This window comes from Rhodococcus sp. NPDC057135 (assembly GCF_042670865.1).
Lineage (GTDB): Bacteria > Actinomycetota > Actinomycetes > Mycobacteriales > Mycobacteriaceae > Rhodococcus_F.
On record NZ_JBHUUU010000011.1, the window covers coordinates 1 to 23,551 of the forward strand.

The 23,551-nt window shown below is 62.7% G+C and carries 23 protein-coding genes; 7 read left to right on the forward strand and 16 right to left on the reverse strand.

The features are described from left to right. Positions 1–29 precede the first annotated feature (29 nt). Positions 30–1,067, reverse strand: a complete 1,038-nt coding sequence (gene fbaA, locus ACFT1A_RS20580; protein WP_021343256.1) for a class II fructose-bisphosphate aldolase — start codon at positions 1,065–1,067, stop codon at positions 30–32. 151 nt (positions 1,068–1,218) lie between these two features. Here fbaA and ACFT1A_RS20585 point away from each other — a divergent pair, with 151 nt between their 5' ends. Both ACFT1A_RS20585 and ACFT1A_RS20590 read left to right on the forward strand, forming a co-directional pair. Further along, positions 1,219–2,007, forward strand: a complete 789-nt coding sequence (locus tag ACFT1A_RS20585; RefSeq protein WP_378448709.1) for a VTT domain-containing protein — start codon at positions 1,219–1,221, stop codon at positions 2,005–2,007. A 29-nt stretch (positions 2,008–2,036) separates the two neighbouring features. Continuing rightward, a complete protein-coding gene (locus ACFT1A_RS20590) occupies positions 2,037–2,699 on the forward strand; it encodes a DedA family protein (protein WP_378448522.1) in 663 nt (220 codons plus the stop codon). A gap of 11 nt (positions 2,700–2,710) precedes the next feature. Here ACFT1A_RS20590 and ACFT1A_RS20595 read toward each other — a convergent pair whose 3' ends face one another. Next, positions 2,711–3,838 carry a GTP-binding protein gene (locus ACFT1A_RS20595; RefSeq protein WP_378448523.1) on the reverse strand — a complete coding sequence of 376 codons (1,128 nt, stop codon included), beginning with the start codon at positions 3,836–3,838 and terminating at the stop codon, positions 2,711–2,713. A 44-nt stretch (positions 3,839–3,882) separates the two neighbouring features. Beyond that, positions 3,883–5,235: an LLM class flavin-dependent oxidoreductase gene (locus ACFT1A_RS20600; RefSeq protein ID WP_378448524.1), complete on the reverse strand. Its 1,353-nt coding sequence runs from the start codon at positions 5,233–5,235 to the stop codon at positions 3,883–3,885. Positions 5,236–5,325: 90 nt separating this feature from the next. On the opposite strand from ACFT1A_RS20600, the gene ACFT1A_RS20605 reads away from it, so the two are divergent. Further along, on the forward strand, positions 5,326–6,309 hold the full coding sequence (locus ACFT1A_RS20605) for a GNAT family N-acetyltransferase (RefSeq protein ID WP_378448525.1): 984 nt from the start codon (positions 5,326–5,328) through the stop codon (positions 6,307–6,309). On the opposite strand, the gene ACFT1A_RS20610 is transcribed toward ACFT1A_RS20605, so the two are convergent. The 5 genes from ACFT1A_RS20610 to ACFT1A_RS20630 all read right to left on the reverse strand — a co-directional run bounded on the left by ACFT1A_RS20610 (position 6,236) and on the right by ACFT1A_RS20630 (position 10,309). After that, positions 6,236–6,979 (reverse strand): alpha/beta fold hydrolase, encoded by a 744-nt coding sequence (locus ACFT1A_RS20610; protein WP_378448526.1) that lies wholly within the window; start codon positions 6,977–6,979, stop codon positions 6,236–6,238. The genes ACFT1A_RS20605 and ACFT1A_RS20610 overlap by 74 nt on opposite strands. Before the next feature lie 11 nt (positions 6,980–6,990). Beyond that, positions 6,991–8,112 (reverse strand): glycoside hydrolase family 76 protein, encoded by a 1,122-nt coding sequence (locus ACFT1A_RS20615; RefSeq protein WP_003944321.1) that lies wholly within the window; start codon positions 8,110–8,112, stop codon positions 6,991–6,993. A 57-nt stretch (positions 8,113–8,169) separates the two neighbouring features. Then, positions 8,170–8,862, reverse strand: coding sequence for a TrmH family RNA methyltransferase (locus ACFT1A_RS20620; RefSeq protein WP_378448527.1), 693 nt, complete (start codon positions 8,860–8,862; stop codon positions 8,170–8,172). Further along, a complete protein-coding gene (locus tag ACFT1A_RS20625) occupies positions 8,862–9,458 on the reverse strand; it encodes a DUF6636 domain-containing protein (RefSeq protein WP_378448528.1) in 597 nt (198 codons plus the stop codon). The genes ACFT1A_RS20620 and ACFT1A_RS20625 overlap by 1 nt, the downstream gene beginning before the upstream one ends. A gap of 68 nt (positions 9,459–9,526) precedes the next feature. Further along, positions 9,527–10,309, reverse strand: a complete 783-nt coding sequence (locus ACFT1A_RS20630) for an SDR family oxidoreductase (protein WP_378448529.1) — start codon at positions 10,307–10,309, stop codon at positions 9,527–9,529. A 34-nt stretch (positions 10,310–10,343) separates the two neighbouring features. On the opposite strand from ACFT1A_RS20630, the gene ACFT1A_RS20635 reads away from it, so the two are divergent. After that, positions 10,344–10,787: a hypothetical protein gene (locus ACFT1A_RS20635; protein WP_378448530.1), complete on the forward strand. Its 444-nt coding sequence runs from the start codon at positions 10,344–10,346 to the stop codon at positions 10,785–10,787. A 4-nt stretch (positions 10,788–10,791) separates the two neighbouring features. On the opposite strand, the gene ACFT1A_RS20640 is transcribed toward ACFT1A_RS20635, so the two are convergent. Then, complete coding sequence (locus ACFT1A_RS20640) at positions 10,792–11,505, reverse strand: lysoplasmalogenase (protein ID WP_007726757.1); 714 nt, start codon at positions 11,503–11,505, stop codon at positions 10,792–10,794. A 49-nt stretch (positions 11,506–11,554) separates the two neighbouring features. Continuing rightward, entirely contained in the window at positions 11,555–12,235 is a 681-nt protein-coding gene (locus ACFT1A_RS20645; protein ID WP_378448531.1) for a lysophospholipid acyltransferase family protein, read from the reverse strand. A gap of 88 nt (positions 12,236–12,323) precedes the next feature. On the opposite strand from ACFT1A_RS20645, the gene ACFT1A_RS20650 reads away from it, so the two are divergent. The 3 genes from ACFT1A_RS20650 to ACFT1A_RS20660 are packed head-to-tail and all read left to right on the forward strand — an operon-like array spanning position 12,324 to position 14,644. After that, positions 12,324–12,887 carry a TetR/AcrR family transcriptional regulator gene (locus ACFT1A_RS20650; RefSeq protein ID WP_378448532.1) on the forward strand — a complete coding sequence of 188 codons (564 nt, stop codon included), beginning with the start codon at positions 12,324–12,326 and terminating at the stop codon, positions 12,885–12,887. A 33-nt stretch (positions 12,888–12,920) separates the two neighbouring features. After that, positions 12,921–13,364, forward strand: coding sequence for a MarR family winged helix-turn-helix transcriptional regulator (locus tag ACFT1A_RS20655; RefSeq protein ID WP_378448533.1), 444 nt, complete (start codon positions 12,921–12,923; stop codon positions 13,362–13,364). 23 nt (positions 13,365–13,387) lie between these two features. Continuing rightward, positions 13,388–14,644, forward strand: coding sequence for an MFS transporter (locus tag ACFT1A_RS20660; protein WP_050656275.1), 1,257 nt, complete (start codon positions 13,388–13,390; stop codon positions 14,642–14,644). Between the two features lie 51 nt (positions 14,645–14,695). Here the strand turns inward: ACFT1A_RS20660 and pyrE are convergent, their stop codons facing one another. The 6 genes from pyrE to ACFT1A_RS20690 all read right to left on the reverse strand — a co-directional run bounded on the left by pyrE (position 14,696) and on the right by ACFT1A_RS20690 (position 23,365). Then, positions 14,696–15,229, reverse strand: a complete 534-nt coding sequence (gene pyrE, locus ACFT1A_RS20665) for an orotate phosphoribosyltransferase (protein WP_003944385.1) — start codon at positions 15,227–15,229, stop codon at positions 14,696–14,698. Between the two features lie 74 nt (positions 15,230–15,303). Continuing rightward, positions 15,304–16,104, reverse strand: coding sequence for an SDR family NAD(P)-dependent oxidoreductase (locus tag ACFT1A_RS20670; protein WP_378448534.1), 801 nt, complete (start codon positions 16,102–16,104; stop codon positions 15,304–15,306). Positions 16,105–16,150: 46 nt separating this feature from the next. Then, the gene (locus tag ACFT1A_RS20675) at positions 16,151–17,023 is read right to left on the reverse strand and encodes a hypothetical protein (protein WP_378448710.1); all 873 of its coding nucleotides are present in this window, start codon (positions 17,021–17,023) and stop codon (positions 16,151–16,153) included. 86 nt (positions 17,024–17,109) lie between these two features. Next, a complete protein-coding gene (locus tag ACFT1A_RS20680; RefSeq protein ID WP_378448535.1) occupies positions 17,110–18,084 on the reverse strand; it encodes a hypothetical protein in 975 nt (324 codons plus the stop codon). A gap of 173 nt (positions 18,085–18,257) precedes the next feature. Then, entirely contained in the window at positions 18,258–20,810 is a 2,553-nt protein-coding gene (gene clpB, locus ACFT1A_RS20685) for an ATP-dependent chaperone ClpB (RefSeq protein ID WP_378448536.1), read from the reverse strand. 716 nt (positions 20,811–21,526) lie between these two features. Next, positions 21,527–23,365: a DUF262 domain-containing protein gene (locus ACFT1A_RS20690; RefSeq protein ID WP_378448537.1), complete on the reverse strand. Its 1,839-nt coding sequence runs from the start codon at positions 23,363–23,365 to the stop codon at positions 21,527–21,529. Positions 23,366–23,551: the final 186 nt, after the last annotated feature.

Here is a 23,551-nt window from a genome sequence, read left to right on the forward strand (position 1 = left end):
GGTTCTGTGAAGCTCAGTTGTGAAACCGATCAGCCTGCGGACACCGAGCGTCCGGCCGACTTCAGGTCGTTGCACGCCTCGACGACGCGAGCCGTCATGCCTGCTTCGGCCTTCTTGAGGTAGCTGCGCGGGTCGTACGCCTTCTTGTTTCCGACCTCGCCGTCGATCTTGAGGACGCCGTCGTAGTTGGAGAAGAAGTGTCCGGCGATCGGACGGGAGAACGCGTACTGGGTGTCGGTGTCGACGTTCATCTTGACGACGCCGAAGTTCAGCGAGTCCTCGATCTCCGACTTCAGCGATCCCGATCCGCCGTGGAAGACGAAGTCGAAGGGCTGCGAGCCGGCGGCCAGGCCGAGCTTGGCAGCGGCAACCTTCTGGCCCTCTTCGAGAACCTCGGGCTTGAGCTTGACGTTGCCCGGCTTGTAGACGCCGTGGACGTTGCCGAAGGTGGCAGCGAGCAGGTACTTGCCCTGTTCGCCGATGCCCAGAGCGTCGACCGTCTTCTCGAAGTCTTCGCTCGAGGTGTAGAGCTTGTCGTTGATCTCGGCCTCGACGCCGTCTTCTTCGCCGCCGACAACACCGATCTCGACCTCGAGGATGATGCGTGCAGCCTTCGAGAGGGCGAGCAGTTCCTTGGCGATGGCCAGGTTCTCGTCGATCGGGATGGCCGAGCCGTCCCACATGTGCGACTGGAACAGCGGGTTGCGGCCGGCGTCGACACGCTCCTGCGAGATCGCGAGCAGCGGACGCACGTAGGTGTCGAGCTTGTCCTTCGGGCAGTGGTCGGTGTGCAGCGCGATGGTGACGTCGTACTTTGCCGCGATCACGTGTGCGAATTCGGCGAGCGCAACAGCGCCGGTGACCATGTCCTTGACGCCCAAACCGGAACCGAACTCGGCGCCGCCCGTCGAGAACTGGATGATGCCGTCACTGCCGGCGTCCGCGAAGCCCTTGATGGCTGCGTTGATGGATTCGGAGCCGACACAGTTGATGGCGGGGAAGGCAAAGGAATGCTCCTTGGCCCGACCAAGCATCTCGGCATAGACCTCGGGAGTTGCGATAGGCACGGCGGGAGTCCTCCATTTACGTGTCGTTCGGAGCGCTCGGCGATGTGAAGCGCTTCGTGTGGTCCTAGCAGTATGGCAAGTCCTACTCGCCACGTCTCTTTGCGGTCTCGGCCGCCGCACAACCCCGGCATCGGTCGCCGAGACCGACGCGATGACCTGCGGTGGTGGGAAACACTCAGATTCGGCCGGTACTCTGGCCTCCGTGAATGTGCAGGCAGCAACTGAATCCGTGACGAACCTGGCCTTGCTGCCCGGCTTCCTCGATCCCGTGAACCTCTTGAATTCCTTCGGAACGTGGGTTCTGGTGGGATTGCTTCTGGTGGTCTTCATCGAGTCCGGCCTGCTGTTTCCGCTCTTGCCCGGCGATTCTCTCCTCTTCACCGCAGGGCTGATCGCGGCTTCCAAGTCGACTGACATCGAACCGTTCGCACCGTTGTGGGTGCTCTTGGTGACAATTCCGATCGCCGCGATTCTGGGTGACCAAGTCGGGTTCTACATCGGCACCAAGGGCGGAACTGCCCTGTTCAAGACGGACGACGCGCGGTTCTTCAAGAAGAAGTACATCGACGAGTCCCACGCCTTCTTCGAGAAGCACGGCCCGATCACCATTATCCTGGCTCGGTTCGTACCGATTGTGCGTACTTTTGCACCGGTTGTCGCCGGCGCCTCGAAGATGAAGTACTCACTGTTCCTGACCTACAACATCGTCGGCGGCATCCTGTGGGGTGCCGGCGTGACTTTGCTCGGCTACCTCCTGGGGCAGATCGAATTCATCCGCGACAATGTCGACTACATCTTCATCTTGATCGTCCTGGTGTCGGTTCTGCCGATCGTCTTCGAGATCGGAAAGCGAATTCTGGCGTCGAGACGCGGTGAAACGGCGAATACTTCCACTACGGATAATTCGACGGTGACAGTCCCCGAAGACCCCACCCCCTGATTGCAGAACGAGGCGAAGAACTGACGACGATGACGCTCGCATCCGGCAGTTTCTCCCCACTCGAGACTGCCGGGCCTCTGTTGGTCTGGATAGTCGTCGTCACGTTCGTCTTCATCGAGTGCGCGATCATCCTCGGCTTGTTTCTCCCCGGCGATTCGCTACTGATCACGGCCGGAATCGTTCTTGCCGGCCACGAGTCCGGTGCAGGGCACGTGTGGGCGTTGTCGGTAGGCGCGATGATCGCTGCCATTGCCGGCAACCAGGTCGGGTACGTCATCGGCCACCGGACGGGCAACCACATCAAAGCCCGTAAGGGCGGCAAGTACTTCACCGAGAAAAACCTGCATCGCGTCAACATCCTGTTGGAAAAACACGGGTTCTGGGCGGTCCTGATTGCCCGTTGGGTTCCGTGGGTTCGCACCCTGTGCCCAATGGTCGCGGGCGCAGCCAAGATGAACCACACGCGATACACCATCGCGAGCACCATCGGCGCGATCATCTGGGCGCCGGTGCTCTTGTTGCTCGGCTTCTACGGTGGCTCGTTCCTCGATCGTGTCCCGTGGTTGCTGCCCGCTGTACTGATCGTGATGATGGTCAGCTTGGTCATCGGTACCGCGTTGGGCATCTGGCAGTACCGCAAGGAGATGGCCCGTCCGGCCGAAGACGTCGAGGTCGAAGAGGTCCTCGACTAGAAGCCGTCTGCTCAGTGCAGGTGGCTCTGGTCCCACGCCGGCAGCGGGTCCTCGTAGCGAGTCCAGGCCCGCGGTCCTTCGCGTAGTTCGTCATCGGTCAGCAAAGCCGGATCGAGGATTCGTGACGGCGCCGCCGGGTCGAGTTTCACTCCGATGAACACGATCTCCTGCCCTGGCACCTCCGCCGCCGACGCCCACAGTTGAGCCGGTTCGATGACGAGGTTGGGGCCTGCCTGCGACCAGATAGCGGCGAATTCGGGCCGGCTGGCGATCCAGCAGAAGCCCTTGCTTCGCAGGAGTCCGGCGAACTGACCGAGCGCAGCCTCGAGGCGCGCCGGATGGAAGGGTCGCGAGGCCCGATATGTGACGCTGCGTATTCCGTATTCCTCGGTTTCCGGGGTGTGCCCACCGGCCAGTTCCTCGTCCCAACCGGGTACCTGCGCAGCGAGTTCCGGGTTGTAGAGACCGGTTTCGAGGACGCGATCGAGGGTGACTTTTCCGTGGTCCGTCCGAATCAGTTGAGCGGTGGGGTTTAGCCTGCGGAGCGTTGCCTCGACGGTTCCTGCCGCGCGCGGGCTCACCAGGTCGGTTTTGTTCAGCAAGACGACGTCGGCGAACTCCACCTGATCGACCAGGAGATCGGAGATGCTTCGTCCGTCCCCCTCCCCGGCTTCGAGGTTGCGCTCGTCGAGTCGTTCGCCTTTTGCCAGTTCGCCGAGGAAGGTCGACGCATCCACCACGGTCACCATCGTGTCGAGCTTCGCGAGCGAGCCGAGGCTGAAACCGTCCTCGAATTCCCAGTCGAAGGTGGCTGCCACCGGCATCGGTTCGGAGATGCCGGTGGATTCGATCACCAACTGATCGAACCGTCCTTCTCGCGCCAGAGCGCCGACGGCGTCGATCAGATCCTCACGCAGCGTGCAGCAGATGCATCCGTTGGTCAGCTCGACCAACTTCTCCTCCGTGCGATCGAGGTGGCCCTGGCCCGCGACGAGGGCCGCGTCGATGTTGATCTCGCTCATGTCGTTGACGATGACGGCGACGCGTCGGCCGTCACGGTTGGCGAGGATGTGGTTGAGGAGTGTGGTCTTGCCTGCGCCCAGAAATCCGGACAGCACGGTTACCGGTAGCTGCTTCATTCCTTAATGATAACCGTTGTCATTATCGACAACGTGAAGCGGGCCTACTGTACTGCGGACGCACTACCCGAGAACTGGCTCTCGGGCCTCGGCAAACCGAAATGATCGCGAAGCGTCGTACCCGAGTATTCGGTCCGGAACAGACCGCGGTCCTGCAGGATCGGGACCACTCGCTCGGCGAAGATCTCGAGTCCACCCGGGTAGTACGGTGGCATGACGTTGAATCCGTCGGCAGCACCGCTGCTGAACCACTCCTCGATAGTGTCGGCCACCTGCTCGGCAGTTCCGGCAAACACCCGATGTCCGCGAGCACCCGCCAATCGATGAAGCAGGCCACGAACCGTCGGACGCTCGCGCTCGACGATGCCGGCGATCACCTGCAATCTACTTTGCTTGTTGTCGGTGACATCGCCTGCAGCCGCGAACAATTCGACGGGAACCGGTGCATCCAGCTCCAGATTCCGAACATCGGTCCCGGTGAGTGCACCGAGTTGCGCGAGCCCGTACTCCGGCGAAGTCAACTCGTTGAACTCCCGTTCGAGCGCCTGCGCCTGCTCCTCGGTGTCACCGATGAACGGGCTGATTCCGGGCAGGATCTTGACGTGATCGGGGTTGCGGCCGAACTGAGCCGCCCTCGACTTGATGTCGGTGTAGAACGCCTGAGCGTCGGAAAGTCTTTGGTGCGCTGTGAAAATCGCCTCTGCGTATTGACCGGCAAAGGCGCGACCGTCGTTGGACGCACCGGCCTGCACCAGCACCGGGTATCCCTGCGGCGTTCGCGGTGCGTTGAACGGTCCACGCACCCGCAGATGCCGCCCGACGTAGTTGATCTCGTGAATCTTGTTTCTGTCCGCGTAGATTCCGCTCTCGCGGTCCAGACTGATCGCGTCGTCCTCCCAGCTGTCCCACAGTCGCACCACCGCGTCGACGAATTCCCGTGCACGCGAATACCGGTCACCGTGGTCCGGATGCTTGGCCAGCCCGAAGTTGGCTGCCGCCAGATCGGTGCCGGTGGTGACGATGTTCCACCCCGCGCGTCCGTTGGAGATGTGGTCGAGCGAGGCGAACAGCCGAGCCAGGTTGTACGGCTCGTAGTACGTGGTCGACGCCGTCGCGATCAAACCGATCCGCTCGGTCGCCACTGCGATGGCTGTCAACAACGTGATCGGCTCCAAAGTCCCTGCGGGACCGTGCTCGACGTCGCTGCGCAATGCCGGACCGTCGGCGAAGAAGATTCCGTCGAACTTCGCAGCCTCGGCGGTACGAGCGATCTCCTGGAAGTACGTGACGTCGAACAGACGTTCCGGTGTCGTCCACGGATGACGCCACGCCGCTTCGTGATGGCCGGCAGGGTGAATGAACGCGTTGAGGCTCAGTTGGCGCAAGGAATCAGACATGCCTGAATGCTGGCAACAACCACCTTCCTCCGACAGGGTTACGGTTCGTGTGATTCCAACTCCGAGTGGGTGCTCGGTATCGTCGCATGGGTGACCTGTGTAGTTGAAGCCGAGTTCGTACCGTCGCTGAGGACATCACCCGTTCTTCGGCAATGGTGCGAACTGTTCTCCGAAGGCCAGCGCCACCTCTCCGGAGCGTCGCCGACGGCGACTGCGCTGGCGGAAATGATCGAGACCGAAGACGATTCGGTCGACGTGTGGCGTTGGATCGCACGCGACGTCGGCACCGACGAGGTTCTCGGCATCGCCCAGGCGCGAAGAAATTCAGCGGACGCCGATCTCGCAGAGTTTCGGATGTATGTGAGTCCCCATGCGCAACGACGAGGAGTGGGACAGGCACTTGCCCAACTCGTCGAGGCCGACATCGCCGGGTACGGCGTGCGCAGAATCAGGGTGACTGCGCGCACGGGAAGTGCAGCCGAACACTTCCTGCAGCAGTTCGACAGCCATCGCGTGCTGCTTCGACTGGCCAACCAGGTTCAGCACCTCAGCCCTCCCACCGCAGACAGCACCCGCCCCGGCTATCGAATCGTCAGTTGGCGCAACCGAACCCCGGACGAATTTGTCCACTCTTTCTCGGAGGCATTGAACCGACTCCTCGACGCACCGGGCGCCGGACTGCAGATGCCCGAACGTAATTGGGGAGTCGAGGAGCTCAGATCGTGGGAACAGAAGATGACCGGTGGCTCTCAGGTGCTCCTGGTGTGCTGCGCGGTCGACGACGCCGTCGGCGAAGTAGCCGCAGCGACAGTGGTGACGGTGGACGAAAATGACAGCACCCACGCTTCGCAGCACGACACCGTGGTACTCCCCCGACACCGCGGGCACGGTCTCGCTCAGTGGGTCAAGGAGCAACAAGCGTCTGTGTTGGCAGCTGAATTTCCTTTGCTGAGAGAGATTTACACAACGGTGAACGCGGAAAACCACCCGATGCTGACCGTCAATCGGAGACTGGGATACCAGACTGTTGCGGAGCGAATCCTGGTGGAGATTGCATCGCACACGCCTCGGTGACGATCTTCCTCCACAGGTCCGGGTGAGACTGCCAGAAGTTGTGTGCAACACCGTCGATGACCGCGAAACTACCGTTCGGCACCAGCGCGGCCAATTGCTGCAACGGCCACGACGGGCGAATGTCGTCGGCCGCCGCGAGAAATGTCATGGGCACGGGTGAGTCGGCCAACTGCCGAAACAGCTGTGGCTCATGAATCCATTCGATGAACGACGCTTGAAGCGATTGCCAGACAACAGGTTCCCAAGGTATCTGCGGGTCCGGCTCGATCCCCGCTTCGTACTGCTTCGACCAGTGCCGGTCCTTGTGGAGGCCGTGCCCCGCGATTCCGACGACGCTGGACACCGATTCCGGGCAGTCGAGTGCGTACCTCACTGCCAAGTCGGATCCCCACGAGTGACCCAGTACGACCCAGCTGTCGATCTCGTAGGTGCGCCGGACCAGTTCGAGGTCCGCAACGGCCTGCGCCATCGTATGAGCGCCGCCACCGGACCGTCCGACTCCACGCGGCTCAGGGCACCACGCACGCATTCCTTCAGGAAGCAGCGCGTCGTGAGCAAGATAGTGAACGCATCCCGGGCCGCCGGAGAGAACCAGGACGTCCGACCCTGACCCACCGACGTCGATGTGAAGACGAACGCCGTCAGTGTCGATCACGTGCCGGGATTCCATGACGGAGAACCCTAACGCTTACGGGGGTATCCCGCTGCCGAGACGACAAATGCGGCTTCCATGAGCATCCACCCGCCCACCTGCACCGAGAGGTCTCGCTCGGGCACACTCGACGAGCGCACCGTCCCGGCGGCGAAGGTGGCGATGTCGCCGGACAGACTCGGCAACTGGGCGTCCTTGGTCCAGTCGTGTCCGAACAGCGGCAGGCCTTCGATCTGCAGTCTGTTGTTCCAGGCAGCTTCCGCGGAGGACAGAACGATCTGCGCTGCAAGTTCGCGCGCTCGCAGGTCCTCGTGGGTCTCCCACGACAGGTTCACCACCACGAACGCGAGATAACGAGCCAGGATGGCGTTGAACAATCCGCCGTCGCCCCCGCCACCGCCCGTGATGACTCCGTACTCGGTCATGCCGTCGTACACGGCGTCGACCAACTTGTGGACTCGCTCGCGGTGACGCGGTTCGCCCAATCGCGTCGACAATTCGGTTTCCAACCCCAGCGTGACGCCCTGACAGTACGAGTAGATCGCGCGCTCGAGGGTGCCGTCGCGCCGGATACCGTCGAAGATCAGTCCGGAGTCCGGATCCCGCAGCGTCTCGTCGATCCAGTCGGCTGTTGCCTGCGCACGCCAGAGTTTTCCGGTGCGCGCCAGCATGATTCCGGCGGGCCCGTTTGCCGGGGTGTTGTAGAAATCGGAGCCCTTGCACCACGGAATACCGCCGCCGTCGGCCGGGGACCACGAATCGAAGAGCTGCGATTCGAGCGCCTGGACCGCAGTCCGGTGATCGACCGAGAACATGCGTTGAGCACGTTCGAGGGATAGTCCCAGCCATGCCATGTCGTCGTAGTAATTATTGGTCCACGCCGAGACGTTGCGGACCCGAACACTGCGGGCAACCTTCGCGACCCGGCGGCGACGCTTGGGTGTCGGGTCACGTTCGAGTGCGTCGATTGCAGTGTCGAGCAGGTGTGCTTGCCACCAGTAGTGCCACGGCTTGAACATCCGCTCGCGCCGAACTGCAGGCCAGGCAACCACGCCGAGTGCTGTCCGGGGCATCCCCCACAGGCGCCGAAGGTGACGACTGACTATCGCGCCCTCAGCCGCATCGGCCCGCTCTGCCCACACTTCCTGCATAACTATCTATCCTGTCTGGTCGAGGCGCTACGCGCTAGCCGGAATACGTGAGCGAGATCAGCGGGAATCGGCGAGATCGGCGTGCTCACGGACCCACGCGTGCATCGCGATGCCGGCCGCGACTCCGGCGTTGATGCTGCGAGTCGAACCGAATTGTGCGATCGAGACCGTCATGGACGCAACCTCTTTCGCGTGTTCGGTCACCCCAGGCCCTTCTTGGCCGAACAGCAGGATGCACTCTCGCGGCAGGCTGGCAGTCTCCAGCGGCACCGACCCGGGAGTGTTGTCCACAGCCACGATCGTGAGTGAATTCTCACGGGCGTACTCGACGAGATCGCCGATGTCGGCGTGGTGAACGATGTGCTGGTATCGATCGGTCACCATGGCGCCCCGCCGATTCCAGCGCCGACGCCCCACGATGTGGACAGCGGCTGCGGCGAACGCGTTGGCTGTGCGGACCACCGTGCCGATGTTGGCGTCGTGCGCGAAGTTCTCGATGGCGACATGCATGGTGTGACGACGCGAGTCGATGTCCTCGACTATCGCTTCCCGCGTCCAGTACCGGTACTCGTCCAAGACGTTTCGACGATCACCCTCGGCCAGAAGTACCGGGTCGTAGCGCTCGTCGGTAGGAGGATCCGTGTCGTGCTCCTCGGTCCACGGCCCCACGCCGTTGGGGTTCTCGCCCCATTCGGTGGGTCCCGGTTCGCCGGCCCCGCCGGAAACGTCTTCGGCAGCGACTTCGGTCATCAGAACACCTCGTTGGAATTTGCAGCCACCGTGAAGCCGTGCGTGGTCTGATCGTTGACACACGAGACGTCTGTCGCGGTGGTCGTGCAGGTGAAACCCAGTTTGCTCAGCGGTTGGCCGGCCGCCAACACCGGATCGGCATCGGGGCCGCCGGACGTGTACACCTCACCGCCCGAACACATGAAAGCACCCTCACCCTCGTCGGTCACGCGAATACCGTTGCCCCAGTTGACCATGCAGCTCTCCGGTCGCGGTGGAACCGGGGTGGTCGTTCCCTCGCACCCGGCTTCGATTCTGGTGGGCAACTTGATGATGCCGCACTGGAAGTTCCCGTCCGGAGTGGTGAAGTAGTACGACTCGTTGCGCTCGAACTGCACGTCCGTCAGCGTCGTCGGCGGCAGTGTCGTGGTCGGAGGTTCGGTGGTCGTGGTGACGACGGGCGCGACGGTGGTTGTCGTCGTCGGCACCGCGGTCGTGGTGGTCGAACTGGGCTGCGCCGCTACCGTCGGCGCTGATTCCGCCTCGCCGCCGCACCCGGCAAGCAAGAGCGCCGACCCGACACCCAACAACACGAACCCCACCCGAACACGAACCACCCGACTACCTCCACACACGTCACCTTTGGCCCAGCAACAGCCGACAGTGCACTCTATCGTGTGGTCGACTAAGTGCTGGTGACGCGCTTGTTCATCAACCGTGAGAGCCACGCGGGCGAGAACCGCGACGCGCTGAGGAAGAGCTTCGCCTGAGTTCCGACCGGGTAGTGAACCTTGTGGATGCGTCCAGCGCCGCGCGTGGCCGCCCACAACTCCTGGGCGACGTCGGTGGCGGTGAGTTTGATGCCCAACGATCTGGTGGCACCGGTGTCCATTCCCGTGACCATCGCCGTCTGGACGAACAGGGGCCAGAGGGCGAGTACGCGGATGTCGTGCTGCGCCCATTCAAGATCGAGCGCCTCGGTCAAGCCGCGGATCGCGAACTTGGTGGCGCCGTAGGTCGCGAGTTCGGGTTGGCCGTAGATCGCCGAGGCGGAGCACAGATTGACCACCTGCGCCCCGGCGGTATCGCGGAGGTACGGGAAAGCCGTGTGCGTGCCGTTGAGGGTGCCGGTGACATTGATGTCGATCATTCGGCGATGTGCCGCAAGAGAAATATCCTCGAACTGTCCAGAGGAGAGCACGCCCGCGTTGTTGACCAGGATGTCCAGACGCCCTGACTCCCCGGCAAATTCGGCCAAGCACTGCGCCCAGCCGAGCGGATCCGTGACGTCGAGGACTCCCGTCGCGACACTGCCGCCGAAACCGTCGATCTCGGCCTTCAAGGAGGCAAGGCCGGCGTCGTCGATGTCGAACGCACCGACGCGGTATCCGTTGCGCGCGAACAACAGCGACGTCTCCCGCCCGATTCCCGCCGCAGCACCGGTGATGAAGACGTTCGGTTCGCTCATGCGGTCAGGCTATCCTGGATGTGGAGGAAATCTGATGAATCACCGTCGCGTCGTACACACCGTATGTTTCATCGCGGTGGGGTATCTGATCGTGCTCGCGGTGTGGCTCGGATGGCTGGTCGAGCACACTCCCCCTGGCACTCTGCCCTATCAGATCGGCGGACTGCTCGCCGCTTTCGGCTCGGTTCTCGGCTTCGGAATGGCCTGGGCCAACCGCCCGACCCGCGCCGAACGCAAACTCGAAAAGCACGGCCTCGAAGGATGGGCACGAATAGACACGGTCACTCCCCTGCGCCGAACCGTCGACGGTGAACTGGCCAAACTCGCACTTCACCTCACGGTTCCGGGCTCCGACTCGTACTCGGGCCGGATCGAATACGAGATCCGACCCGAGTACAAAGACAAGATCACTCCCGGATCCACGGTTACCGTCCTGGTGGACCCGAAGAACCGAGACCGAATCATGCTGTGCCCGTGAAAAACTAGACGCTCTTCTTGCGTCCCAGCGCCAACATGCCCTCCACCAGCATCAACTGTGCGCCCGCGTACGACGCCAGGATCACGCCCTCGGCAGCGGCGCGGCCCGCAGTCCCGCGAATGAACAGTCGACGAACCACGATCAGTCCGTCGGACGCGGTGAAGAGCACTCCGCCCAAACCGAGCCAGGAGCGTCGATCCTTGTTGGGGACGACCACGTCGAGCACGGCCTTCGACTGCGGCGCCAGAGCGGGGTCCGCCGACAACGTCGAGGTGGTTCCCAACATCAATCCGTATCCGGTCAGCGGCGTCGACACGCTCGGCGCCTTGGCACGGAGCAGCCCGGACGCCGTCGACCAACCGCTGATGCGGGGCCGCAGGGCAGCGCGGGTCGGGCGAGCGCCGCGGCGCAGCAGGAGCGCTGAGTAACTTGCCTGCATCACCGCGAACGACGACGCACCCTTGATCAGGCGGGCGTCGTTGTCCGGGTCGATCATGAACACGTCGCCGACGGTTGCGGCGGCGAGGCCGGCCAGAAGCAGTGCGGTATCGGCGGTTTCCGTCTCCGAACGCTTGCGCAGCACTCGGGCAGCCAGCGCGGGTGCGATCAACGGCTTCGCGATCTGCTGAACCCGCTCGTTACCGACTACTGCCCCGACCACGGTCGCTGCCGTCGCCGCCGCAAAAACTGCGTGCTCGATGCCCCACTTGCCCGCCATCACAATCCTCCTGTTGGTTACACGTCCAACAGCGACCGTACTGGGTCACTCAAGCGGCATCGCCGGATTTGACGTCCGCGCCGTAGACGTCGACGTATTCCTGCCCCGATTGCTCACAGAGCACCGTCATCAATTCGTCCGTCGCCGCGCGCACGACGGCCTGGTAGCCACGAAGTTCGCGATATCGCGAGAAGTCGATCGGCTCCCCTACCGTGATCCGGACCTTGCTGAAGCGCCACATCCGCGTACCCGGCGGGTTGACGGCGTCGCCGCCGTGCACGACGACGGGAATGACCGGCGCCCCGGTTTCCAGGGCGACACGAATCGCTCCGGTCTTTCCCTTGTACAGGCATCCGTCGGGTGATCGTGTTCCCTCGGGGTAGATCCCCCAGACGCCGCCCTTGTCGAGAATCCCGATGGCCGTGTCCAACGCCGCACGGGAGGCGTCGGCGCCGCTACGGTCGATCGGCACCTGACCTGCACCGCCGAAGAACCAGCGTTGCATCGCGCCCTTCACACCGGTCCCGGTGAAATATTCGCTCTTCGCGACGAAGGTGATGCGTCGGCGAACCATGAGAACCAGGAAGAACGAGTCGACGACAGCCCGATGGTTTCCCGCGAGAATCACCGGCCCCTTCTTGGGGATGTTGTGCTGGCCCTCGATCGTCGGTCGCCCGAACACCCACAGGACTGGGCCGATCAGGACGAATTTGAACAACCAGTAGAGCACTGGGCATCACCTCTCTGCACATCACCGAGAACCGTCTCCACACGCGGGTAGACACTGTCTACGTCCGCAATAGTAGACACTGTCTTCTATGACCGTCATCAGCCTTCGCGAAACGCTCGTCGCCACCGGCGTCGAAATTCTCGATGCCGACGGCCCCACGGAACTGACGCTACGGGAGATAGCGCGTCGGGCGGGCGTGTCGCACGGAGCCCCGCGGAGATACTTTCCGACGCACAACAGCCTGCTCGCCGCGATCGCCTTCCGCGGGCTTGTCGACCTCACCGACAGGCTCGATCCCATCCTCACCGGCAAACAATCCGCTCGCGACCGATTGATCTCGGCCGCAGTCGAATACGTGTCATTCGCCCAGGAGCGGCCGGCGATGTTCGAGTTGATGTTTCGCCACGACCTCCTCGAGGGCGCGGGCAGCAACCTTCGAGAGTCCTCACTCCCCCTCTTCGCGGCTCTGCAGAGGCTGACCGAAGCGGCAAAAGCGTCCGATCCCATTACTTCCGCACTGAGCATCTGGACGGGGACCCACGGCGTCGCAGTGCTGGCGGCAAATCGAAGCCTCGCGCTCGTCGCTCCGGACTCAGACATCGCCGCGCTGGTCACCGCGACTGTGACGGATCATCTGCCACACACTCGTTGATTTACATAGTTACCCTATGCAATAATATTTCTCGTGGCAGATGACCAGCAGCAACTGCATGAACTACTCGTCGACCTCGTGAGCAACACGCACCGCTTCGCGAAGCTGGCAGGCTCGTTCGCGTCCGATCAGTACCCACGCGCCTGGCTGCGCGCACTCTCACTCCTCGAGGAGTACGGCGAAATGCGGATCAGCGACTTCGCCCGCCTCGACAGATGCTCGCAACCCTCCGCCACCGCGCTATTGCGCAAACTCGGTGAACACGATTACGTCGAACGCCGCGCCGACCCGGAGGACGCCCGGGCAGTGCGAGTCGCCATGACCGACAAGGGGCGAAAGATCCTGAACGAAGGCCGAAACGAGATCGCCGACGCCCTCGTCCCCCACTTCGTCGAGCTCGAGCCCGAACAGATCAAGAAGCTGGCTGACGGATTGGCCGAATTACGTTCCATCATCAAAACTTCCGATCCCAGCTGAAGTACCCACCACTGAAAAAGGAGGTGGCCGTGAGCAACACGACCGCGACATCAACGCACCAGAACGAGGCTCCGCCGAGCCTCCTGAAGCAACCGAAAGCGGTGTGGGCGGTAGCCTTTGCCAGCGTCATCGCCTTCATGGGCATCGGTTTGGTCGACCCGATCCTCAAGCCGATCGGTGAACAACTCGACGCCACACCGTCCCAGGTTTCACTCCTGTTCACCAGCTACATGCTCGTCACCGGCGTCGCGATGCTCATCACCGGTGTGGTCTCGAGCCGCATCGGCGCCAAGAAGACGCTCCTCGCCGGGCTCGCGATCATCATCGTGTTCGCTTCTCTTGCAGGCGCTTCCAGCACCATCGGACAGATCGTCGGATTCCGTGCAGGCTGGGGACTCGGCAATGCGCTCTTCATCGCAACGGCACTCGCGGCCATCGTCGGCGCGGCCAGTGGCGGTGTCGCACGCGCGATCATTCTCTACGAGGCTGCATTGGGCATCGGCATCGCGGTCGGACCGTTGGTCGGCGGGGTTCTCGGTGACATCAGCTGGCGCGCACCGTTCTTCGGCGTCGCAGCCCTGATGGCGGTTGCCTTCATCCTCATCGTCGTGATGCTTCCCAGCGCACCCAAGCCTGAACACCACACATCCATCGCCGCGCCGTTTCAGGCTCTGCGGCACCGCGGACTACTCACCGTCGCCATCACCGCGCTGCTCTACAACTACGGATTCTTCACCCTGCTCGCGTACACACCGTTCCCCCTCGACATGGGGGCGTACGCGATCGGATTCATCTTCTTCGGCTGGGGACTGATGCTGGCGATCTCGTCGGTGTTCCTCGCCCCACGCCTGCAACGTCGCTTCGGCACACTGCCGATGATGATGCTGGCACTGACACTGTTCGCACTCGACCTGGGCATGATGGCTCTCTTCACCGAGAACAAGATCGTTCTGATCGTGGGCGTCGTCCTCGCCGGATTGTTCCTCGGCGTGAACAACACACTCATCACCGAGACCGTCATGATCTCGGCTCCCGTGGAACGGTCGACTGCCTCGGCCGCTTACAGTTTCGTTCGATTCGTCGGCGGCGCCGCAGCCCCGTGGGTAGCCGGCAAGCTCGGCGAATCCAACGTCCACATGCCGTTCTGGGTCGGCGCGGTTCTCACCCTCGCCGCCGTGTTCGTCCTGTCGAGCGGACGCAAGGTCCTCGCTCACGTCGACGACCACGATCCCGCACCGCACAGCGTCGACGAAGCACTCGCCGTAACCGTCGGTGACTAACCCCCTGTGAGTCGTTGAGGAGCCCCCAGACTCCTCAACCACTCACGGGCGTCAGCTCAGGTTCAGATCTTCCAGGCCCAACAGCGAGCGGTACTCGACGCCCTCGGCACCGATCACCGCGTCCGCACCCGTCGCACGATCGACGACCGTCGCAACTCCGACCACGGTGGCCCCTGCTTCGCGCAGCGCCTTCACTGCCGTCAACGGCGAATTGCCCGTCGTGGTCGTGTCCTCGACCACCAGGACGCGCTTGCCGACGATGTCCGGGCCCTCGATCTGACGCTGCATCCCGTGTGCCTTGGCAGCCTTGCGGACGACAAACGCGTCGATCGGGCGTCCGGGAGCATGCATCACCGCCATCGCAACCGGATCTGCGCCCATCGTCAAACCGCCGACGGCGTCGAAATCCCAGTCCGCGACCAGTTCACGCAGCAGCGAGCCGATCAGCGGCGCTGCCTTGTGGTGGAGTGTCGCGCGGCGAAGGTCGACGTAGTAATCGGCTTCCTTGCCCGAGGACAACGTCACCTTCCCGTGTACAACAGCCAATTCGCGCACCAGCGCAGCCAAATCCTCACGATCGCTCATGAGTGCTCAGCCTACCGACCACTGGCTTATGTTCAGCTTCTGCCTCTGGGCTACGCCCGGCTTCTGCCTCTGGGCTACGTTCGCCCTCGGCCTCTGCCGACGATGTTGGTCATCCGGCGAACCAGCCCCTTGGGAACCAGACGCCCAGCCGTCGTGAGGACCTTGTACTGGATTCCCGGAATGCTGATGACCTTGTCGTCACCGAGATCCTTCATCGACGCCGCAACCACCTGGTCGACGCTCAGCCACATCGGCTTGGGGATCGTGGACATCTCGATACCCGCACGCTCGTGGAACTCGGTGCGGATGAAGCCGGGGCACAGCGCCTGCACACGCACTCCCGTTCCGGCCAACCCGCCGGACAGTCCCTCGGTGAACGAAATGACATATGCCTTGCTTGCCGAATACGTCGAACCGCGCCCGGACAGCAGGCCAGCGACGCTCGCAACATTGACAATCGTTCCGTGCGCCGACGCGATCATGCTGGGCAGCGCCGCGCGAGTCAGCCGCATCACGGCGGTGACGTTGACGTCGAGTTGCGACTGCAGAAGCGCCGGATCTGCGGTCCAGAACTCGCCGGAGGTACCGAATCCGGCGTTGTTCACCAACACCTCGACGCCCTTCTCCAGGCGCAGCGCGACCGTGTCGCGTCCAGCCTCCGATGCGAGATCGGCAACCAGAATCTCCGACTCGGTGCCGAACATCGTCTTCAACTCGGACGCGAGGTCGTGCAATCTGACCTCGTCACGCGCGACGAGAACCAGGTCGTATCCGAGGGAGGCGTATTTCTTGGCGAAACCGGCGCCGAGACCAGAAGTAGGTCCGGTCACCAGGGCAACGGGACGCACAGGGCGATCCGAGTGGGAAGTCGACATACCGGCCACGCTAGTGGTTATTGCTACTGGACGGGAACCTTAAAGGTCAGTCGACCGGACGAATTGTGCCCGAGCGCTGCGACGCCGGACGCTGAGCCGGCTTGTCAGCCGCCTCGGGCTTGCGCAGCGATTGGTCCTGACGTGGCGCAGATTCACGCGGTCCGGACTCACGCGGCGAAAATTCACGAGGCGCAGCTTCACGAGGCCGCTGCTCTTGACGCGAACGGGGTTGCTCTACCGGATCCGGAGCGGGGCGCGTCTTCTCGGCGTCCGGCCGCGGGCGGCTCGGATCGTGATCGACCTCGAGTTCGTTGGGATCGGTGACCGGGGGCAGTACGTGCAAAATGCCGGACAGGCGCGCAACCGACTCGATTGCAGCGTCCCAATCCCGGCCGTTGCTGGTCACCGGGAGCGAACCGAGCGTCCACTGCCCTTCGCTCCACAGCATGCTGATCGACGGCGGAACGGATTCGGTGAACGCCACCATGCGCTGATCACAGACGCGACGAGCAATCTCGAGGTCGGTTGCAAAAACCACCCGGGAACCGATCGCACCCAGCAGGTTCAGGTCGCCGTCCTTGGGCGGAGCCGTCGACTTCAACCGAAGATCGATGTCGACGTCCGACCCGATCTCGCGGCGAACGGCCACGATGGTTGCGGTCTCTTCCAGGTCGAACAGCACGAACTGCTCGCCGCGACGGCGGCCGCGCACGACGTCGGTGGCAGTCAGGTAGTCCTGCTTCGCCATGACCGCGCGGTGCCATTCGCCTGCCAGCTGATCGTCAGTGGCCGTGTACGTGTAGCCCTGCGCCTTTGCCCAGATCTGGCGCACTCGCCCCGATTGATCTCGCCTCGTCCTGTCGACGTACAGAAGCGCACCCGCGCCTGCGAGTGCAATTACTGCCAGTCCGAACCACATTCCAGTCATCACCCTCCAGGGTAGCGACTCACGGCCTCAACCTCCCGCGACACCCTGGTGGACTCGCCCGATGTGTCGTGAACGACTCAGTTGCCGAACTTCGGCAACGACGTACTCAGAATCGTGTTCGCGGTCATCGTGCCGTTCTCCACCGGCGTTCCGTCGACGACGATGTTGTCTCCCGGTTGCAGATCGGCGATGGTCGCGCGGTTGAGCGCGATGAGCGTGGTGTCCGAGGTGGTCAGGACCGTCACCTGCGAGCCGCCGATCGAATCGATGACCAACGTGCCGCCGTCGTTCGACTTCACGGTGCCGACGGCTCCCCCGGCGTCACCGATCACTTCGCCGAGCCCGCCCGGAAGCTGGCTGAGCGGGGAATCCGTCGTCGGAGTCGGCGCCGTGGTGCTCGCCTTCGGCGGTGTGGTGGTCGGCGCCTGCGTCGTGGTGGTCGGGGGGACGAAAGCGGTCTGAGTGCCCTTGTCGTTCGAACCGAACGCCGAGAACGCGATGATCGCGATCACGGCGACCAGGATCCCGACCACGCCGGCGGCCACCCACGTCCCGAGCTTGCGCTTCTTACCGCCTCCGGGCGACCCGTCTTCGATGAACGGCTGTTCCGGCGGAACTCCACCGCCGCCCCCGGCAACCGGGTACTGCTGTGTATTTCCGTACTGCTGTGTATTTCCGTACTGCTGTGTGTTCCCGTACTGCTGGGCCGTGTACGGCGGATAGGCCTGCGTCGCACCGGGCGGCGGTGCCTGCGGATCGAACTGCGGGTTGTAGGCGGGAAAGGCCTGAGTGGGATTCGGCTGCTGCCCCTGCTGACCCAAGTACTCCGTGTTCTGATCCGGACCACCGTAGGGATACTGCTGTGCCCCCGGATACTGCTCTCCCCCCGGCTGCTGACCGAAATACTCCGTCGGCTGGTTCGGATTCGACTGGCCGGACACCGTCCCGTATTGCTCCGTCGGCTGGTCGGGCGTACGCCCCCACACCTCGGTCGCCTCGGGATCCTCACGGCGCGGCCCACCCGAATTACGCGGATCGTTCTGATCGGTCATGCCTGGCTCACCTTCGGTTAGGACGAAAGAAGTTCGAAGTCGTTCGGAGAGGCGCGGGTGCAGACTTCCCCAGTTCGAGCATCCAGCCATCCAGGGTAGAACAAAAAGCGAATGCCCCGCCGATCCACTTGGATCGACGGGGCATTCCGCTTACCGAATCGAGGCAGAACCGATCAGGAGAGAACCAACTGATCCGCGTCCTCGCTGACACCGACATGCACGGTGTCGCCGTCCTGGACCTTGCCGGCCAGGAGCAGCTTGGCGAGCTGGTCGCCGATCGACTGCTGAACGAGTCGACGCAGAGGCCGAGCGCCGTACAGCGGGTCGTAGCCGCGCACTGCGAGCCACATCCGAGCCGCACCGTTCACCTCGAGGGTGAGACGACGCGCAGCCAGACGCTTCTGCAACTGCTCGAGCTGGATGTCGACGATGTGCTCCAACTGCTCTTCGGAGAGCGAGTCGAAGACAACGACGTCGTCGAGACGGTTGATGAACTCGGGCTTGAACGCGTGGCGTACCGCGTCCATGACCTGCTCACGTGTTCCGCCGGATCCCAGGTTGGAGGTCAGGATCAAGATGGTGTTGCGGAAGTCCACCGTGCGGCCTTGACCGTCGGTGAGTCGGCCTTCGTCGAGCACTGCGAGCAGGACGTCGAACACGTCGGGGTGTGCCTTCTCGACCTCGTCGAAGAGGACCACCGAGTACGGGCGTCGCCGAACTGCTTCGGTGAGCTGGCCGCCGGCTTCGTAGCCGACGTATCCCGGAGGGGCACCGACGAGTCGGGCCACCGAGTGCTTCTCACCGTATTCGCTCATGTCGATGCGGATCATCGCGCGCTCGTCGTCGAAGAGGAAGTCCGCCAAGGCTTTGGCGAGCTCCGTCTTACCGACGCCGGTCGGGCCGAGGAACAGGAAGGAACCCGTGGGTCGATTGGGGTCGGCGACACCTGCTCGGGCGCGGCGGACCGCATCCGAGACGGCGACGACGGCGTCGGTCTGGCCGACTACCCGCTTGCCGAGTTCGGACTCCATGCGGAGCAGCTTCTCGGTTTCGCCTTCCATCATCCGGCCGGCGGGGATTCCGGTCCAGGCTGCGACCACGTCTGCGACGTCGTCGGGCCCGACCTCTTCCTTGAGCATCACGTCACCGTCGGAGGCAGCTCCGGAAGCGGCTGCTGCCTCTTCCAGTTCCTTCTCGAGCGCCGGGATGCGGCCGTAGCGCAACTCGGCTGCCTTGCCCAGATCGCCGTCACGCTCAGCGCGTTCGGACTCTCCTCGCAGGGTTTCGAGCTGTTCCTTCAGCACGCGCACCGAGTCGATGGCCTGCTTTTCGTTCTGCCAGCGGGTGCTGAGCTGATTGAGCTTTTCGCGGTCGTCGGCGAGTTCCTGACGCAGCTTCTCGAGCCGTGCCTTGGACGCGTCGTCGGTTTCCTTCTCGAGTGCCACTTCTTCGATTTCGAGTCGGCGAACAGTGCGTTCCACCTCGTCGATCTCGACGGGTCGCGAGTCGATCTCCATGCGAAGTCGCGATGCGGCTTCGTCCACGAGGTCGATGGCCTTGTCCGGCAGGAACCGCGACGTGATGTAGCGGTCCGACAGCGCGGCAGCAGCCACCAACGCGGAGTCGGTGATGCGCACGCCGTGGTGCACTTCGTAGCGCTCCTTGAGGCCGCGCAGGATGCCGATGGTGTCCTCGACCGAGGGCTCACCGACGAGCACCTGCTGGAAACGACGCTCGAGTGCTGCGTCCTTCTCGATGTACTTGCGGTACTCCTCGAGCGTGGTGGCGCCGACCAGCCGCAGCTCACCGCGGGCGAGCATCGGCTTGATCATGTTGCCTGCGTCCATCGCGGATTCACCGGTGGCACCGGCGCCGACGATGGTGTGCAACTCGTCGATGAAGGTGATGACCTGTCCGGCGCTGTTCTTGATGTCGTCGAGGACAGCCTTGAGGCGCTCCTCGAATTCACCGCGGAACTTGGCGCCCGCGACCATGGACCCGAGGTCCAGGGACACGACGGTCTTGCCTCGCAGCGATTCCGGGACGTCACCCGCGACGATGCGTTGGGCCAGGCCCTCCACGATCGCGGTCTTGCCGACGCCGGGCTCACCGATGAGTACCGGGTTGTTCTTGGTACGACGCGAGAGCACCTGCACGACACGACGAATCTCGGTGTCGCGACCGATCACCGGGTCGAGCTTGCCGCTTCGTGCGGCTTCGGTGAGGTCGGTCGAGTACTTTTCCAGCGCTTGGTAGGAGCCTTCGGGCTCCGGGCTGGTGACGCGAGCGCTGCCACGGACGGTGGTGAAGGCTTCACGCAGTGCGTCCTGGGTGGCGCCGTGGCGCACGAGCAACTGTGCGACGTCGGAGTCGCCGCCGGCCAGCCCGTAGAGGACGTGCTCGGTGGAGACGTACTCGTCGTCCATCTCGGTGGCGAGGTGCTGAGCAGCGGTCAGTGCCGCGAGTGCCTCACGCCCGAGTTGCGGAGTGGAGCTTGCGCCGGTGGTCTTGGGCAGGCGATCGACGATTGCCTGCGCTTCTCGGTGTACGACGGTGGGGTCGACGCCTACAGCTTTGAGTAGTGGGGCAGCGATGCCGTCGGTCTGGTCGAGCAATGCGACCAGCAGATGGGCAGGCCGGATATCGGGGTTACCCGCCGACGACGCCGACTGCAGTGCAGCCGTCATCGCAGCCTGGGTCTTGGTTGTTGGTGTGAACGAGTCCACTTGTCACCTTTCTGGCGAAGTCGAACGGGAAGAGCCGCGACCGGTTGGTATTGCGACTGTGTCAATATGCTCAACGCGGACAAACTTGAGTCTATTCCGCTCAAGTTTGTTTTCGCCAGGCCGAGTTCGTTTCGTAGGTCACATTTCGGTCTTAGTAGGCAGGACCCCGTAATCGAAACGGAAGTCCAGAATCGTGAATAATGTTGATCACAACTTGAAGACGGTTGAGATCCCGATCGAGTATTCGAGTCGCGGACTCTGAATATTTCAACTCAGTTCGGCAGCCGACCGGACCGGTATCACGCGTGCGTACGACCATGCACTGTTTCAGACCGGGCCGGTTGACCGACGGAACTAATCCGACCGAACGAGCAGCCGACCTTACGTTTTCGCACCAGACGTCCAGGCTGTTAGACATAGCTGACGGTTATGACATAGCTGAGTTTCACCTCAGCGCGGCAGCCCACCTCGAGCAAGGTGAGGTCCACCAGCAACGGGTCGGAGACGACGCTGATCCCCTCGACTTCAGCGACCAGATCAACGGCTATGCGGCCGTGAATACACTGCGCCAGCAGCCAACCAAAGGACAGACAACAACACGAAATATTTCTATTCCAACCGAATATGCTTTGGCTGATGGTCTTTTCACAGATGAAAGAGGCCTGCGTTCACGTCGGGTGGGTCGCCAGGGCAACTCGTGTCATCGCCCACCCAGATCACTCGGCTTCTTCTGGGAGTTCTTCAATCTCCGCCAATTGGAACTGAGCGGAGTCCTCTCCGGCATCGTGACCGACGTCCCGAGGCACCGCCTTTCCCATGGCTTTTTCCACCATGTCGCACAGGCGCGATCGCCGCTCGACGAAGTAGGCGTCGAAATCATTGGAGCGAAGATGGGCTGCGGGCACAAGGTGAGCCTCCACCAGTTCGTCGAGCTTCGCCGAACCGATCTGCGCCTTCTTCTCGATCTGAGCCAGGTAGGCGGAGGGCGCCGCTCCCCCGATCGTACGATTGGTGACAGCCGAGATAGCGGTCTTATTTACCACGCTCTCGCGATGTTCGTCGTCGATCTTGTTGTCGTTGCACCACTTCTTCGGAAAAATATGATGAATGTCAACAGCGAGGCTGACGTACTGCACCTTGTCCAAGGCCTTGTCTTCCATCCAGTCTCGGGCTTCGTTACCAAGCAAGAGCGCATAAATGCCCTTGTATGCGGCAGCTTGGCGCGTGCGAAGTGAATGGAGTCGAGACTCGACAAATGTCGCGTCGTTCACGCTGTTCGGCGTTGCGGCACTCTCTAGTCCGCGCGCCCAGGCCGGTACCTGTTCGAGGTCGCGGACGAACCGGGTCTCGATAGCCCCGCCGTAGAGTTCGCCGAGGATTCCACACCAGAACCACCGGACAAGCTTCTCGCGGGGGCCGAACAAGTCAGCGTCGCTGCCCATGACAACCCGAATCGCCGCAAGTGGAACGAGTTGCTTCGGGTAGGGAAGAAAACGGGTGTCGAAGATGTGGCGGTCGGCGAGAAAGTCCGATGCCCAAATGAACGCCTCACGTAGCGGCCCTACCCATTCCAGGTACTCATCCAACGTCAGCTTCAGCACGTCCTCGCGCTTGGCAGAGATTGCCGGAGGCCGTGTACTGGTGTCGGCAAGGTTCCGTTTCCGTGTTGCAAGTAGCGTGACGGCTTGAAGGAAGTCCGTGTTCTCCAAACCCGCGAGGACCGGATATGGCACGAACTTGGCCTTCGACTCCTTCCAATCGTCGTTCAGACGAAAGTCAGTCCCATGCTCGGCAAAGTACGCAGCGTCACCGGCAAACGTTGCGGTCAGCAGTTCGAAGACATTCAGGGGCAGACCACCCACATTGACCTTCTCGAAAACTGTCGCCACGGCCGATTTGCTGGTATCCCTTCCGAGCTCGATCGCAGGAATGTTGTAGGAGCCAGCTGGTTTCAAGATATCTGCGTTGAACCTTTTCGCAAGCTCACGGTCATCAAGACCAAACAGCCACGACATTGCGTCTCCGAACAGTAGACGCACCGGAAACAGGCCGCCGGCCTGCTCTTTCTCAGGTGTGGAAACGTCGCGAACGATGTCTTTGCCGAAGTTGGTCCGTTCGATGCCATCGCCAGGGACCGACAAGACCGCTTCATCGATGCGATCCTCGCCCTGCACGGCCAACTGCATGTCAATGTAATAGCGACGATTCATTAGCTTGCCGCGGCTGTCCATTGTGCGCACCACCCCATCCCCCGTAAGGGCCTGAGTGAGTGACGTCAATCGTTGTTGCCCATCGAGCAAAAGTAGATCAGCGGTGGTGCCGTCCGAAACGGACGTACCTTCGATCGGGCGCGGCTTAAAACGAATCTGATCGTTTCCGGTATTCAGCAGCATCACCACGCCAAGCGGGTGTCCACGCAAGATCGTCACGAGCAACTGACGGATCCGCTCGTCCTCCCACTTGTAGCCACGCTGGAAATCTGGGAGCTGAATCTTTCCGCTCGTGGTCCACTTCAGGTATTCGCTCAGCTCATACAGCGGTGTCTGAAATCCCATCGGCAAGTCTCCAACTCAGGCTAGGCGGCTATGTCATCGTCCCAGGGAGCGGGAGACAACCACCGAGAAGTTCAGGGAGGAGTATGTCATGACGCCTCCATTTGCTCGCCGATTCTTCGTCGACCAACGCTGCCTGCACGGCTGGTCGGTCAGAAACGGCAGCGTCGGATGCTCGACGGTCACACT

What these genes read in the sequence shown, in the direction of transcription:
- ACFT1A_RS20585 (WP_378448709.1), top strand. Translation starts at nt 1,219, where the DNA reads ATGACCTGCGGTGGTGGGAAACACTCAGATTCGGCCGGTACTCTGGCC.
- ACFT1A_RS20590 (WP_378448522.1), top strand. Translation starts at nt 2,037, where the DNA reads ATGACGCTCGCATCCGGCAGTTTCTCCCCACTCGAGACTGCCGGGCCT.
- ACFT1A_RS20595 (WP_378448523.1), bottom strand. Translation starts at nt 3,838, where the DNA reads ATGAAGCAGCTACCGGTAACCGTGCTGTCCGGATTTCTGGGCGCAGGC.
- ACFT1A_RS20600 (WP_378448524.1), bottom strand. Translation starts at nt 5,235, where the DNA reads ATGTCTGATTCCTTGCGCCAACTGAGCCTCAACGCGTTCATTCACCCT.
- ACFT1A_RS20610 (WP_378448526.1), bottom strand. Translation starts at nt 6,979, where the DNA reads ATGGAATCCCGGCACGTGATCGACACTGACGGCGTTCGTCTTCACATC.
- ACFT1A_RS20615 (WP_003944321.1), bottom strand. Translation starts at nt 8,112, where the DNA reads ATGCAGGAAGTGTGGGCAGAGCGGGCCGATGCGGCTGAGGGCGCGATA.
- ACFT1A_RS20620 (WP_378448527.1), bottom strand. Translation starts at nt 8,862, where the DNA reads ATGACCGAAGTCGCTGCCGAAGACGTTTCCGGCGGGGCCGGCGAACCG.
- ACFT1A_RS20630 (WP_378448529.1), bottom strand. Translation starts at nt 10,309, where the DNA reads ATGAGCGAACCGAACGTCTTCATCACCGGTGCTGCGGCGGGAATCGGG.
- ACFT1A_RS20635 (WP_378448530.1), top strand. Translation starts at nt 10,344, where the DNA reads ATGAATCACCGTCGCGTCGTACACACCGTATGTTTCATCGCGGTGGGG.
- ACFT1A_RS20640 (WP_007726757.1), bottom strand. Translation starts at nt 11,505, where the DNA reads ATGGCGGGCAAGTGGGGCATCGAGCACGCAGTTTTTGCGGCGGCGACG.
- ACFT1A_RS20650 (WP_378448532.1), top strand. Translation starts at nt 12,324, where the DNA reads ATGACCGTCATCAGCCTTCGCGAAACGCTCGTCGCCACCGGCGTCGAA.
- pyrE (WP_003944385.1), bottom strand. Translation starts at nt 15,229, where the DNA reads ATGAGCGATCGTGAGGATTTGGCTGCGCTGGTGCGCGAATTGGCTGTT.
- ACFT1A_RS20670 (WP_378448534.1), bottom strand. Translation starts at nt 16,104, where the DNA reads ATGTCGACTTCCCACTCGGATCGCCCTGTGCGTCCCGTTGCCCTGGTG.
- ACFT1A_RS20675 (WP_378448710.1), bottom strand. Translation starts at nt 17,023, where the DNA reads ATGTGGTTCGGACTGGCAGTAATTGCACTCGCAGGCGCGGGTGCGCTT.
- ACFT1A_RS20680 (WP_378448535.1), bottom strand. Translation starts at nt 18,084, where the DNA reads ATGACCGATCAGAACGATCCGCGTAATTCGGGTGGGCCGCGCCGTGAG.
- ACFT1A_RS20690 (WP_378448537.1), bottom strand. Translation starts at nt 23,365, where the DNA reads ATGGGATTTCAGACACCGCTGTATGAGCTGAGCGAATACCTGAAGTGG.